This window comes from Burkholderia sp. Bp9142, assembly GCF_003853415.1.
Lineage (GTDB): Bacteria > Pseudomonadota > Gammaproteobacteria > Burkholderiales > Burkholderiaceae > Burkholderia.
In genome coordinates this window covers 19,628-32,811 of record NZ_QTPP01000063.1, presented here as the reverse complement: position 1 = coordinate 32,811, position 13,184 = coordinate 19,628, and the positions used below count along the sequence as shown (strand labels likewise).

Below are 13,184 nucleotides of genomic sequence, written 5' to 3'. Positions count from 1 at the left end.
ACTTTCGCTATCTGATCCGAAGATCAGCTCGCGGCCATCAAGCGCCCACACTTATCGGCTGTTAATTTTTAAAGAGCATTTCTGCGAGAAACCTGAAGTTTCTCAGCAGCGCTGCGTTTTCAGCAGCAGAGAAGCGAGATTATTAACCGTTTTTTAAAACTCGTCAACAACTTTTTTAACTACTTCGTTGCGACGACTGCGGTTTAAATCCGTGTGCGCTGGGGCTCTACAACTTGCCATCAACCGCACCCGCTTCCCTTCTTTCCCCCGCGCTGCGTTTCCGTTAGCGCGAAAGAGGCGTGATTCTAAGCACCTGTCTCGGACTCCGCAACCCCTTTTGTGAAATTATTTTGACATGCGGCGCCAGGGACCCGTTAAGCCACGCCATTGCTCATATATAAGCGATACGGCAGGCCAGACCTCGGTATCCCGGGAACAGCCCCGCCGCATCGAACGCAACCCTCCGTCGCTCACCGCCCCACCATCGCCCTCACCACCCCGTCCCGACGGATCAACCCGTGATACAGCGCAGCCGCAAAGTGCGCGAGGAACGTAGCGAAGAACAAGTAAGCCAGCACCCGGTGCGCGACCCGGAGCCAGGCAAACGTCACCGGATCCGCCGAAACCAGCGCCGGCAACTGCACGCCGCCGCCCAAGGTCACCGGATATCCGCCGGCCGACAGCATCGCCCACCCGATCAGCGGCATCGCCAGCATCAGTGCATACAGCACCAGATGCGACCCATGCGCGGCAACCTTCTGCCACCCAGGCAGATCCTCGGGCAACGCCGGCGGCTTCGACACGAACCGCACCACGATCCGCACACACACCAGCACCAGCACGGCAACTCCCAGCGGCTTGTGCAAGGCCACCAGAACATCGTGCCGCCCGGAAACCGACGCCACCATCCCCACCCCGATAAACAGCATCGCGACGATCATCGCGGCCATCACCCAATGCAGCACCCTCGCCGGCAAGCCAAACGTCGTAGTCGCCTTCATCACCGTCCCTCCGCACTCAATCGCGCCGCGCCGGCCACGCCGGCCTCTTCACTCGTCCTGCGCAGATACGAATCCGCATAAGCCGCCGACCGCGCCGCCAGCAACGGATCCCCCGACACCTGAATCCCCTGCGGCAACACCGTCGGGTCGTAATTCACGTCCCGGCACGGCCCGCTGTCCTGCGGCTCCACGCGATCGAGCACGAGCGTCCCCGCGTCGATCGTCGTCCGCTGCGCGGGCCAGGTCTTCGTCGCGTCGTCCACCTGATCTCCGGGCTCGGCCAACGTGACCAGCAGCTTCCACTTCTGCGCACCGTCCGCGATGCGCCGCGTCAGGTCCTGCTGCAACACGTTCGGATCCGCGGCCGTGGCGACGTCGCCGGCGCCGGCCGTCTGCTCCGGCACGACCCGCCACCTCACCGCCTGGCGCTTGCCCGACGCGTCGACGAAGTAGAACGCGTTCAGCCCGTAATAGCTTTCGGTGACGTAGCTCGCGCTCGGCTTCGCACCCTTCACCCATGCGCGGAACGCGGCCGTCTCCGGATGCGCGCCGAAAAACGCCTTCACCTTCACCGGATCGGGCTTGCCCGTCGCCGGATCCGGCCGGGTCGCCAGCAACTGCGCGTAGAACGCCTTCGGCGTCGCCACCGGAAACACGGGCATCGCGTTCATCCCGGTCCGCCATTGCTGGCCGTCCGGCGCGGTGAGCTTCAGCGCGAGGCTGCGGATCGGCACGCTGCTGTCGGGCGCATACGGATTCCCGCCCGGCAGCGCGAACCGCCCGACCACCGGCGTGCGCACCGCCTTGAAGAACGGCGCGACCGAATACGCGCTCGCGGCGCCGTTGCCCTCGAAGTAGCCGGTCACGCACACGCCCTTCGCGTGATTGCGCCGGAAACCCGGATGCTCACCGCCGGCCGTCTGCAGCGCGTCGACGAGCCGGTGCGGGGTCAGACGCGCCGGCGCGAGCCAGCCGCCGACATACCCGAACGTTACGGCCACGCCGGCCACCGCGCCGCCGATCACGGCCCAGCGCCACCACCCGCGCCCGGGTTCGCGCGGCGGCGAAGAAGAGGAAGATTGCTTCATGGATGCACTCCCGATCGTCAGATCATTGTCGAACAGGCGTAGGACGCCGCCCGCGCCGCTTTATTCCATGAAGAAATTTTTCCTATGCTGACGGAATAAGCGGCGCCGACCGGCGTCCTACGTGGCATCTCCATGCTTATCGGCTAGCGCCCAGGCCATGCCCCCAAACGCCCCCGACGACGACGCGTTGCGCGAACTCATCCCCAGGCTGCGACGTTTCGCGCTCTGGCTGGCGCGCGACGTCCATGCGGCCGACGATCTCGTCCAGTCGACGCTCGAGCGCGCGCTGTCGCGCTGGACCAGCCGCCGCGACGACGCATCGCTGCGCAGCTGGCTCTTCACGATCCTTTACCGGCAGTTTCTCGACGGCAAACGCAGCGCGAAGCGCTACGCGTGGCTGCTCGGCCGGATCCGCACCGACGACGAGCCGCACTGGCCTTCCGCCGAACGCGAGGTCGCCGCGCGCGCGACGCTCGAAGCGTTCGGCCGCCTGTCCGACGAGCAGCGCAGCCTGCTGCTGCTCGTCGCGGTCGAAGGCTTCACGTATCAGGAAGTCGCCGACCTGCTCGACGTGCCGATTGGCACCGTGATGTCGCGACTTTCCCGCGCGCGCCAGGCGCTGCGCCAGCTCAGCGACGGCGAGCTTCCCGCTCCTTCTCTCCGCTTGATGAAATGAACACCCTCCGCCCCGACGAACACGATCTCCAGGCCTATGTCGACGGCCAGCTCGACGACGATGCGCGCGCCGCGGTCGAGCGATACCTCGCGCTGCATCCGGAAAGTGCGGAACAGGTGAAGCAATGGCAGCAGGATGCGCAGCGGTTGCGCGCCGCGCTGGAGAGCGTGCGGATGCCGGGGGAGAATCCCGAGCTCGATCCGGCGGCGATTCGCGCGCGGCGTGCGGAGCGCTCGCGGATGCGGTTCGCGATGGCCGCTTCGTTCGTGTTCTGTATCGGGCTCGGAACGTTCGGCGGGTGGCAGGCGCGCGGGTGGAACGCGCCGCCGCCCATCGCGCCGATGAGCGATGCGGTCGAGGCTTACCGGATGATGGTGGTCGATCAGACGGCGAAGGTGGATTTCCGGCCGACGAGTGCGGGGGATTTGCAGGGGTGGCTCACTCGGCGCGTCGGCGCGTCGGCGAAGCTGCCGGATTTGAGTGCGGCGGGGTTCAGGCCGGTCGGCGGGCGGCTGTTCACGACCGACAGCGGGGCCACGGCTGCGATGGTGCTCTATGAGGACAATGCCGGGCGGACGCTGAGCTTCTATCTCCGGCCAGCGGAATCGGCACATCGGCTGCTGCCGGCCGGGCAACGCGTGGATGGCGCGTTGCTGGCGCGGTATGGGTCGGTGAACGGGATTAACTTCGCGGTGGTCGGGCCGGCCGATAGTCTTGGTGAACAGGCAGTCGCGCGGGCGCTCGATCAGCAGATTTGATCGGTACAATGCGCGCCGCGTTGGCGGCCGTTGCCTGGGGTCCGGCTCAACTAGCCCGAAAGCGCTCACGCCCACCATTCGGGCCCACAGCATTTGGATTCGCTTTCGGGGTGGTTATCCACACCGCGAATCTCGTCACGAGGCGTTCGCCAATGGGCGCATCCTTTTCGGCTCCGATGTCACAGGGTTTGGCGTCGTTTCAGCGCAGGATATCCACATCAGCCGCAACGACTCAGCATGCCACCGCTCGTCGAATCCCTCACCTTTGAGGCGCACAGCATTTTGAGTGGCTTTGGGCGGCGATATCCACACCGGCTTCACCGAGCCAATGCACAGGGTTTTGATTCGGCTGCGCTCGGGTTGTCAACATCCGCGTGGGCGCTTCGGGTCGATGCTCACCGGTGGGTTGCACAGCGTTTCGGATCGTTTTGCGTGCCGGTTATCCACACGTGACGATCAAGCGCTACGCCGGCACGGACGTCACTTGGTCAGGTAAATCCCGAGAATCTCGCCGGTTTACGGGGAGACCACGTACTTGACCGACGTTCCGAGAGGGCTTGCATTGCCGAGCCCGCGCATGCCGGGTAGCATCCTTGCAACGAACGTGACGCTGATGACGTCGTGCTCGTCCATCGGAGCCCCACGTGCCTCACGTTCGTCCGTGATGCCGATCTCGAAATTGCGCGGATCCTGATCGGTCGTCGAGAAGTTCTCGTAGGCCGCCTGCAGGCCAAGAAGCGTCGCGGTATTGAATTTGACGGAACAGCGGTCCACCGTGCCGAAATTCAATCTGCTCATGCCCATCTCCCGAGGCGGGCCATCCGCCTGTCCTTCCGCTGCCGCGCTACGCACGCCTCACCAGACGCCACGTCACCCAGTGCACCTTGAGCTCGCCCAAGTTGTCCCTGACCAGCATGTCCGGCATGGCCGCCCCGGCTTCGACGCGCAGCGTCTTGCCACCGTATTCGTCCGTCTGCCATTCACCGGTAACCGGGCAGCGATCGCCGGTGCGAACCTGCGCGACGGTTTCCTGGTTCGGCCGCGGCGCTTGCGGCGGCTCGAGGAAATACTGCGATTCGTCGGGGATGACGCCGTCCACGTATCGCTTGTCTTCCCACAACAGTCGCCAGTGCGTCTTGACGGCCGTTCTCGTCTCGTCATCCCTGAGGTTGGGCGCGCGGATGTCGCGGATCAAATAGTTGAAGCAGCCATTGCCGCGCAAACTGCGATTGCCGACCGGCACGACACCCAGCAACTTCGATTGCTCAACGGCAACGGGTTCCCAGATACCGTCGCAAGGCACCTTGTCGCCGGACTTGATCACCGGCCCGACGGCCTCCGGAACCTCGGGCAGGTTCTCCGGAAACACCGGATACGGGAGCGTGTAGAAGGTGTTCTCGTATGCACCCGGGGACAGCAGCAGCCCTACCGAGCGCAGTTGTGCTAGGTCGTTGTTCAAACTCGACGGCTCTAACGGAGCATTCTCCATCTGGTATTCCGATGCGTGCAGCAGTTGGGCCAGCGCATCGATCTTCGGCGGGTAGGCAGCCATCTGCGCACCGCGCTCCCAGTAATCCTGATGCGGGAAGAAATACGCGTTCAAATAGTCGTACCGATCAATCGCGTACTCCAGCGGCTCGCCACGCTGCCACACGAATCGATACCCCCGGGCCAGCTCCGTCAATCCTCGATCGTAAGAAGCGAGTATTTCGAAGATGGTCGGCAAATGGTCTGCGTGTACGCGCTCCGGATCGTCTTCCGGCCAAGTCTTCACCGCATTTTCATACTCGTTCGCGAAGATCACAAAGGCATCGCGCTTGCGCTTCCAGAGCGAAAAGCTGGTCAGCCGTTGAAGCAGCCAGAAAATCCTGCGCCGCGTCGTGTCATCCGTCATGTCGTATTGCTTGATCGTATTCGTCATCGCTGACCTTCGTAATTCGCTGCCGATCGTGTCGCTGCGGTCACTTTGCTGTTGGTCGCCTTGGTCTGGATTTCGTCACTCGCCAGCCGACGCGTATCCGTCGAGTAGTGGATGTCGTCCTCGTACTTGCTGTAGCCGTAGACCTTCTCGACATTCTCCCAGTTCGTCTTGTGGAACTCGATCTTGACGCCGTCGAACTCCCTCTCGACGTGCAGATTCGCGTGCCCGGCGAAATTCTCGAATTCCTTCTTGATCTTGTTTCCTTCTGCGGTCACATATTCCGACAGTTTGCCGAAGTCGACGACCAATTGATCGGCGCCGCCTTCAAGATACTGAACGGGCGTCACCGAGCCATACTGCTCGGCAATCTTGCCAGCCCACGCATTGGCTGTCGGCATCCGCTCACCGAAATCGTGCGGCAACTGCATGACCACGATGAACCCGTTGCCGTTCCACGCATCCAGCACCGCACAAAGCCTGCGCCACTCCTCCGCGGTCTTCGGCGGCTCGCCGAATCCCCAGAACGCGGGGCTTCTGCCGCCCGCCGAGCTACCACCCGGGTATATCGCCAGTTCGGACGGGTTGCCAAACACGCGAAACACCTTCTTGCCCGCGAGCTCCTTTGCCGTCAGTGCCTTGATCTCGCCGCTGAACGATGCGACATCGGTAAAGACCTTGTCTTTGCCGAACATTGGCATCTTGCCTATCTTGGCAAGAATGTCCGGCCATCCCTCGGCAATTTTCGGGCCGTATTTCGCCTTGAGCCACGCTTCGACCTTACCTTCGTCAGCCAGGCATTCCGCCGACGGTATCCGACTGCACGACGCGCACCCAGCACGACGCGTTCTCGTTGCCAGGGTTAAGGCGGTCCCATACGAACTGCACGCGAATCCGCTTCAGCTCGTCGGTATAAACCTCTTCACCCTGGGGCCCGACGACGATCGCCGTCTCGAGATGCATCTTCGGCTTCTCGTGTTCAAACGGGCTGCGATACGGCACGCTCACGCGCTGCGCCTCGACCTCGACGAGATAGAAGCCGACCGAGCCGTCGTCGTGCGATACCTGCAGCCCAGGCGTGTTTTCGTATCGAGCGCGTGTCCGGTCCAGCGCGCGCGCCAGGCTATGCGGGAAATCGGATTCGGTGCCGGGCACCGGCAGGTTGTTCTCAATCCACCATGCGACTTCGATCGCGGCAAACTCGCGCTGCTCGGCGGAATCGCGATCGTGCTCAGGATGATCGGCAAGCGTGAAACGCCGCCCCGCATCAATGCCCCGCACGCCACCCGCCCCGAGGAAGCGCTTCGCCTGCGACTCCCATCCCTCCATCCGGATCTTCGACAGGTGGTCGCCACGCGACTGGTCCAGATACGTATAACCGCCCGTGTACTCGTACACCTCGAGCTGGTCGGGCAATGCGCCCTGGCCGCCCATGGTCGGCAGCGACGTACCCTTTGGGTTTGCCGCCTGCGCCGGATTCTTGTAATCGAACGTACGTGTCGCCAGGGTCACGCTCTGCAGCGTGCGCGTGCCCGACCATTGCGTGAACGCGTCGGCTTCACCAGCCGCGCCACCGTGATAGAAACGCACGGTTTCGGGTGACAGCGGTGCGAACGCCTGCAGGTTGTCGGTAATCAATAGCGTATGCGACTTGCCGTCGTCGGCCTGCTGCCACGCGCAGTAGAGCCCCTCGTCTTCCATCAACCGGTGCACGAGGTTCCAGTCCGTTTCATTCTGTCGCGTGAACGACCGGTTCGGCAAAGGCTGCGACAAGACAAAGCGAAACTGCCCGCGCGCTTCCGGATGCATGCCGAGCACGTCGGAAATGATGTCCTCGGCGTTCTTGTCGATCCAGATCTTCTCGTCCCGACGAAACCGGAGCACATGCATCCATGCGTGCAGTTCCAACTGATAGGTCGTCAGACTGCCGTTCGCGCCGAGTCGACGAGCGGCGTACACGTACCCACTGATGGGCCGGTAGGAATTGTCCGCCTGCCGAATCCAGAGCGTCGCAGGCTGCGCGATCAGCTTCTTGAGTTCGAAGCCGTCGTCGCCCGATATCACGTCGAGCGTGAATGAATAGTCTCGGCCGATCCTCGATCGGCCCACCGCGCGCTGTACGGTGAGTGCGTTGGCGCCAAGCGGCGTATCCAGCTTGAGCAAACGGTTCTGCTGAAGCAAGCCACCGCGAATCGAGGTGCCGATGTCCGGCATGTTCATAATGCAGCCCTTTTTTATTTCAGCACCCTCGGATGGTGTCTCTCACACTATCTATCGCGCGGGATTTTACCGGTTTATCAGGGCTTCACTGTTAATCATCGTTGGCAGGATCGTTGAGAATCTTGAATTCGGTGCCGTGCTTCACACTGGTATCGGTGACAACGACAAGCAGTCGCCCATCACTCAAATCTCCTTGCCTGGGATCGTAGCGAAACTCCGCCCCAAGAACACGGCTCGAGTCGCGCCTCTGTGGGACGCCCGCTTGCCACAGCCAATCCCGACGACTTCGCGATCGACCGAACGATCTTCGACTCCGTGATGCTCGCGTCGAGGAAGCGAATCGTATCGAACAGGATCGTCACGCTCACCAGTCGCCCTTCGGCCATGTCGATCAGGCATTCGCCCGTGTGTTCACCGAAGGCGATCTTTTGTGATACGCGATAACGCGCCGCGTTGTCCTTCAACACCTGGACCGGTGAACACAAGCGCCGGCGATTCTACAGACCCGACCGTTCGCACATTGACCGCAGGCCTCACAGCCTGCCGACTTGGTTGTCAGTCCACCGCGCGCAGTGCATATCCCGCCCGGATCACAGTCGCCGGACTGTGCTTATCCAAAGGTGTTAACAGAGTTCGTATACATACGTAGTGATAGTTAACAAGCCCGCGGCCTCACAGTGGATAACCTCCGTAACGTACTGAATTTTCAACACGAAGCGGAATGCATAACCACCGGCAATGCACAGGCAAATCTCTGTGAAGCACAGAACAACTTTTCGTCGATTCACGGCCGCGGCGACATATCCTCAATCGTTCCACTGTGAATCCAGAGGCTTGCCGAACGGTTATCCAGAGGGCAATGTGGATAACCTCACTGCGTATCGACGCGTTTTGCTGTGATGCCAAGAGGTGACGCCAGCACGCCCGGCATCGCTAGGCGACATCGATCGTTGGCGCTCACGCCCCCGATAAAAAAATTTTCACGAAGGGGCTTGTGCTCCTCGAAAACCCTCTCTATAATTCGCGGCTTCTTAGGCTCGTAGCTCAGTTGGTTAGAGCACCACCTTGACATGGTGGGGGTCGTTGGTTCGAATCCAATCGAGCCTACCAACGAACAAAATGAAGGGGTCCGGCAGCGCGAATTGCCTACAGGCAATCCGGCTCGCCAAACATACGAACGCCACGCGGCAACATCGCGTGGCGTTTTTCTTTTTGCGGTCGAAACTGTGCATGCAGGTGCGCGACGCATCGTGCGAGCCACGCACGGCAAAGAGCCGGCAATCGACCAGGCAGGGCGCGGAGCAGGGAACGCGGGCGCAAGGCGCCCACCGGCCACCCTCAATGCAGATGCTTCAACTTGTCAGGATTCCGCACGACATAGATCGCGACGATCTTCCCGTCGTCGATCTCGAGCGCCGTGGTCTGCAGCTCGCCGTCGGCTTCCAGCGTGACGAACCCAGGCAACCCGTTGATGAACCCCGCACGCACGAGCTTCGACGCATGCGCGGTGAACAGTTCGGCCAGGTATTCGTGCACCTTCATCACCTGTTCGAAGCCGAACACCGGCTTGCCCGCGGCCGGGCGCTTGCCGCCGCCGTCCGAATGCAGGCTCACGTCCTCGGCCAGCATTGCGCCGAGCGCGCGCATGTCGCCGCTGCGTGACGCCGCGAAGAACGCCTCGGCCAGCTCGATCCCGCGCTGCTTCTCGACATGGAACCGAGGCCGCGCCTCGCGCACATGCGTGCGTGCGCGTGCCGCGAGCTGCCGGCATGCGGCCGGGTCGCGCTGGATCGTCGTCGCGATCTCGTCGAACTCGAGGCCGAACACGTCGTGCAGCAGGAACGCCGCGCGCTCCAGCGGCGACAGCCGTTCGAGCGCGAGCATCAGCGGCAGCGTGACGTCCTCCTGCTCATCTTCCTCGACGACCGGCTCGGGCAGCCACGGGCCGATATAGGTCTCGCGCTGGTGCCGCGCGGACTTCAGCTGGTCGAGGCACATGCGCATCACCATGCGGCGCAGGAACGCCTCGGGCACGCGTACTTCGGTGCGATCGACGTCCATCCAGCGGATGAACGCCTCCTGCACCATGTCCTCGGCGTCCGCGACGGAACCGAGCATCCGGTACGCGACGCGGATCAGCGTGCGACGCAGCGGGTCGAAGCTCGCCGCTGCGTCGGCCCGGTCTTCGGCACTGCCCGTGGCCGGATCGTGGCGGGTCATCACGCCACCATCTTCGCCGCCGCAGCCTTCGCTTCGGCCGGATCGACCCACAGCCCGAAGCCGACGGCAAGCCGGTTCCAGCCATTGATCACGTTGATCATCAGCGTGAGTTTCACCTGTTCCTCCTGGCTGAAGTGGTCGTTCAGCGCCGCATACGCGGCTTCGTGCGCGCCGTGGCCCTCCGACAGCCGCGTGAGCGCGTCGGTCCAGCCGAGCGCCGCGCGTTCGCGGTCGGTGTAGCAGGGCGCTTCGCGCCACGCGGCCAGCAGGTTGATGCGCTGCTCGGTCTCGCCTTGCTCGCGCGCCTCGACGGTGTGCATGTTAAGGCAGTTCGCGCACGCGTTGATCTGCGACGCGCGGATCTTGACCAGCTCGATCAGCGTCGGCTCGAGGCTCCCGGCAGCGGCGACCGACATGGTCATCCAGCTCTTCATCAGCGCGGGGGCGGCGGCAAACGGATTGAGTTTCGCAGTCATGGTTCCTTCTCCTTTCGTGTGGGTTCCGGTGATATGACGAGCGAGCACCCCGCGCATGTGACATCGGCGCAAAAAATTTTTCAAACGCCGGGAAGCGTGCGGAGGGCAGAGCCGCTGACCATCGCGCGGACAGCCGCGATACCGGCGCCCGGATCGGGACCGATATCGGCCGCATGGCGCCGTTCCTCCGGAGAACCCGCGCCATCGACCTTTCATCGGCGTCGCGCGGCTGTCACGAAGCGTCGGCAGCGCGAACGCGCAGGCATGCACATTGCGTTCACCTGCCAAGCCCTGTCATCACGGGCATCGACGGTTCGTCACGCCGCCGGCCCGCGCATGGCGAATGCTTTCATTTTTCTTTCGCGTTCGTTTCACCCGAAATCCGATTCGCGACGTTCACATTTCTGGCCCATACTGTTCTGCATGGGCAGATGAAGTGACGCCGCATCAGCGGCCCGGCGCGCGCGCCGGCTGCCCGACGACGCAGCAACGAAGGTCGCACGTCAGCCGCGCGCATCCGAGCGCAAGGCTTTCCTTTTTCCGGCAACGCAACGCAGCGAATCGCGACGTGAACGGTAAACCGATGAGCCTCCCTGCATCCCAGCTTCAGCGCCGTTACCAGGACGTGCGCGCCCATAGCGTCGCATTGACCGCGACGCTGTCCGCCGAAGACCAGGCCGTGCAGTCGATGCCCGACGCGAGTCCGGTGAAATGGCATCTCGCGCATACGACCTGGTTCTTCGAAACCGTCGTGCTGATGCGCCGCGTGCCCGGCTACGCGCCGTTCGACGACGCGTTCCAGTTCCTCTTCAATTCCTATTACGAAGCGCTCGGCCCGCGCCATCCGCGGCCGCAGCGCGGGTTGCTCACGCGTCCGTCGCTCGACGACGTGCATGCGTACCGGCAGTACGTCGACGCAGCGATGCTGCGCGCGCTCGATGATGCCGATCCGGCGCTGCTTGCCGCGATCGCGCCCGAGATCGAGCTCGGCCTGCATCACGAGCAGCAGCATCAGGAGCTGATCGTCACGGACATGCTGCATGCGTTCTCGTGCAATCCGCTGAAGCCCGCGTTCCGGCCGCGCAACAGCGCCGCCACGCACGCCGCACTGGCCGTGGGCGACGCCGGCCCGTTGCGCTGGCTGCACCAGCCGGGCGGGCTCGTCGAGATCGGCCACGACGGCGACACGTTCTCGTTCGACAACGAACGTCCTCGCCATACGGCGCTCGTGCGTCCGTGCGAGATCGCGAACCGTCTCGTGACGAACGCGGAATTCGCGGACTTCATCGCGGACGGCGGCTACGCACGTCCCGAATACTGGCTGTCCGATGGCTGGGCAACGGTGCAGCGGGAAGGGTGGTCAGGGCCCGCGTACTGGATTCCCGACGACGACGGCGATGTAAAAACCGTCCATGCATGGCGCGCGTTCGGCCTGCACGGCGTGGAGCCACTCGCGCCCGATGCGCCCGTGTGTCACGTGAGCTTCTACGAAGCGGCCGCATATGCGGAATGGGCCGGCGCACGCCTGCCGACGGAGTTCGAATGGGAAGCCGCGTTCGGCACGGACGGCATTCAGCAGATGCTCGGGCACGTATGGCAGTGGACGCGTTCGTCCTACGAGCCGTATCCGGGCTTCCGTCCGCTCGCGGGAGTCGCCGCGGAATACAACGGCAAGTTCATGGTCGGCCAGCAGGTCCTGCGCGGCAGCAGCATCGCGACGCCGCCTGGGCACGAACGGCCGACGTACCGCAATTTCTTTCCGCCGGCCGCGCGCTGGCAATTCACGGGAGTGCGACTTGCGCGAGACGTCTGACCTGACGGCCACGAGCGGTGGCCTGCAACCCGCCCGCGATTCGCGGCCGAGCGCGTTCGAGCGCGACCTGATCGACGGACTGTCGCGCACGCCGCGCAGCATTTCGCCGAAATACTTCTACGACGCGGCCGGCTCCGCGCTGTTCGACCGGATCTGCGAACTGCCCGAGTACTACCCGACGCGCACCGAACTCGGGATCCTGCGCGATCGCGCGGCGGAGATCGTGCAGCGCGTCGGCCCGCATGCGGACATCGTCGAATTCGGCGCCGGTTCGCTAGAGAAGATCCGCGTGCTGCTCGACGCGTGCGCGGACAACTACGCGAACGCGCCGGCGCGCTACGTGCCGATCGACATCTCGGCCGACTACCTGCACGGCGCGGCCGCGCGGCTGCGTGCCGCGTATCCGTGGCTCGACGTCGCACCGATCGCGGCCGACTACACGAAGGCCGACCAGCTGGCCGAGCTGACCGAGACGCCGCGCCGGCGCATCGGCTTCTTCCCCGGCTCGACGATCGGCAACTTCTCGCCGGAAGAAGCCGACGCGTTCCTGCGTGACGCCGCGCGGCTGTTGCGCGGCGGCGGCCTGCTGGTCGGCGCGGATCTCGTGAAGGACGAGCGCACGCTGCATCACGCGTACAACGACGCGCAGGGCGTGACCGCGCAGTTCAACCTGAACCTGCTCGCCCGCGCGAACGCGGAGCTCGGCGCGGACTTCGATCTCGACGCGTTCTCGCATTGCGCGTTCTACGATCGCGAGCGGCAGCGCATCGAGATGCATCTCGTCAGCGATATCGCGCAGACGGTGCATGTACGCGGCCATGCGTTCCGCTTCGAGGCCGGCGAGCGCATCCACACGGAGAACTCGCACAAGTTCACGATCGACGGCTTCCACGCGATCGCGCGGCGTGCAGGTTTCGAGCCGGATACCGTGTGGACCGACGCGGACAGCCTGTTCAGCGTGCACTGGCTGCGCAGCGTCGACGATATCCGCGCGTAACGTCGACGCGGACGGCT

12 protein-coding genes, 1 tRNA gene and 1 pseudogene are annotated in these 13,184 nt (G+C 63.8%); 5 read left to right on the top strand and 9 right to left on the bottom strand.

All coding sequences use genetic code 11. The features are described from left to right. Positions 1–470: 470 nt before the first annotated feature. Together DIE22_RS36775 and DIE22_RS36770 are read right to left on the bottom strand one after the other, a co-directional pair. Entirely contained in the window at positions 471–1,001 is a 531-nt protein-coding gene (locus DIE22_RS36775) for a cytochrome b (RefSeq protein WP_185640774.1), read from the bottom strand. Then, complete coding sequence (locus DIE22_RS36770) at positions 1,001–2,089, bottom strand: catalase family peroxidase (protein ID WP_124607438.1); 1,089 nt, start codon at positions 2,087–2,089, stop codon at positions 1,001–1,003. The genes DIE22_RS36775 and DIE22_RS36770 overlap by 1 nt, the downstream gene beginning before the upstream one ends. Positions 2,090–2,246: 157 nt before the next feature. Between DIE22_RS36770 and DIE22_RS36765 the strand changes: the two genes are divergently transcribed. Then, entirely contained in the window at positions 2,247–2,765 is a 519-nt protein-coding gene (locus DIE22_RS36765) for a sigma-70 family RNA polymerase sigma factor (protein ID WP_124607437.1), read from the top strand. Next, complete coding sequence (locus tag DIE22_RS36760; protein WP_124607436.1) at positions 2,762–3,523, top strand: anti-sigma factor family protein; 762 nt, start codon at positions 2,762–2,764, stop codon at positions 3,521–3,523. The genes DIE22_RS36765 and DIE22_RS36760 overlap by 4 nt, the downstream gene beginning before the upstream one ends. A gap of 516 nt (positions 3,524–4,039) precedes the next feature. Here the strand turns inward: DIE22_RS36760 and DIE22_RS36755 are convergent. From DIE22_RS36755 to DIE22_RS36735, 5 genes and pseudogenes are all read right to left on the bottom strand, one after another. Then, entirely contained in the window at positions 4,040–4,321 is a 282-nt protein-coding gene (locus DIE22_RS36755) for a hypothetical protein (RefSeq protein WP_124607435.1), read from the bottom strand. A gap of 46 nt (positions 4,322–4,367) precedes the next feature. Further along, positions 4,368–5,444, bottom strand: a complete 1,077-nt coding sequence (locus DIE22_RS36750) for an Imm72 family immunity protein (RefSeq protein WP_124607434.1) — start codon at positions 5,442–5,444, stop codon at positions 4,368–4,370. Further along, complete coding sequence (locus DIE22_RS36745; protein ID WP_260426859.1) at positions 5,441–6,136, bottom strand: hypothetical protein; 696 nt, start codon at positions 6,134–6,136, stop codon at positions 5,441–5,443. Before DIE22_RS36745 ends, DIE22_RS36750 begins: the two co-directional genes overlap by 4 nt. Positions 6,137–6,233: 97 nt before the next feature. Continuing rightward, positions 6,234–7,661: pseudogene (locus DIE22_RS36740) on the bottom strand (type VI secretion system Vgr family protein); the annotation flags it as partial. 179 nt (positions 7,662–7,840) lie between these two features. Next, positions 7,841–8,125 carry a hypothetical protein gene (locus DIE22_RS36735; RefSeq protein ID WP_260426858.1) on the bottom strand — a complete coding sequence of 95 codons (285 nt, stop codon included), beginning with the start codon at positions 8,123–8,125 and terminating at the stop codon, positions 7,841–7,843. A gap of 569 nt (positions 8,126–8,694) precedes the next feature. Here DIE22_RS36735 and DIE22_RS36730 point away from each other — a divergent pair. Beyond that, positions 8,695–8,771, top strand: a tRNA-Val gene (locus DIE22_RS36730). A 228-nt stretch (positions 8,772–8,999) separates the two neighbouring features. Here the strand turns inward: DIE22_RS36730 and DIE22_RS36725 are convergent. Both DIE22_RS36725 and DIE22_RS36720 read right to left on the bottom strand, forming a co-directional pair. Then, positions 9,000–9,881 carry a sigma-70 family RNA polymerase sigma factor gene (locus tag DIE22_RS36725; protein WP_124607440.1) on the bottom strand — a complete coding sequence of 294 codons (882 nt, stop codon included), beginning with the start codon at positions 9,879–9,881 and terminating at the stop codon, positions 9,000–9,002. Beyond that, positions 9,881–10,357, bottom strand: a complete 477-nt coding sequence (locus DIE22_RS36720) for a carboxymuconolactone decarboxylase family protein (RefSeq protein ID WP_124499620.1) — start codon at positions 10,355–10,357, stop codon at positions 9,881–9,883. Before DIE22_RS36720 ends, DIE22_RS36725 begins: the two co-directional genes overlap by 1 nt. 583 nt (positions 10,358–10,940) lie before the next feature. Between DIE22_RS36720 and egtB the strand changes: the two genes are divergently transcribed. Next, positions 10,941–12,170, top strand: coding sequence for an ergothioneine biosynthesis protein EgtB (gene egtB / locus DIE22_RS36710; RefSeq protein ID WP_124607433.1), 1,230 nt, complete (start codon positions 10,941–10,943; stop codon positions 12,168–12,170). After that, positions 12,154–13,167, top strand: a complete 1,014-nt coding sequence (egtD, locus tag DIE22_RS36705; RefSeq protein ID WP_124499622.1) for an L-histidine N(alpha)-methyltransferase — start codon at positions 12,154–12,156, stop codon at positions 13,165–13,167. The genes egtB and egtD overlap by 17 nt, the downstream gene beginning before the upstream one ends. Positions 13,168–13,184: the final 17 nt, after the last annotated feature.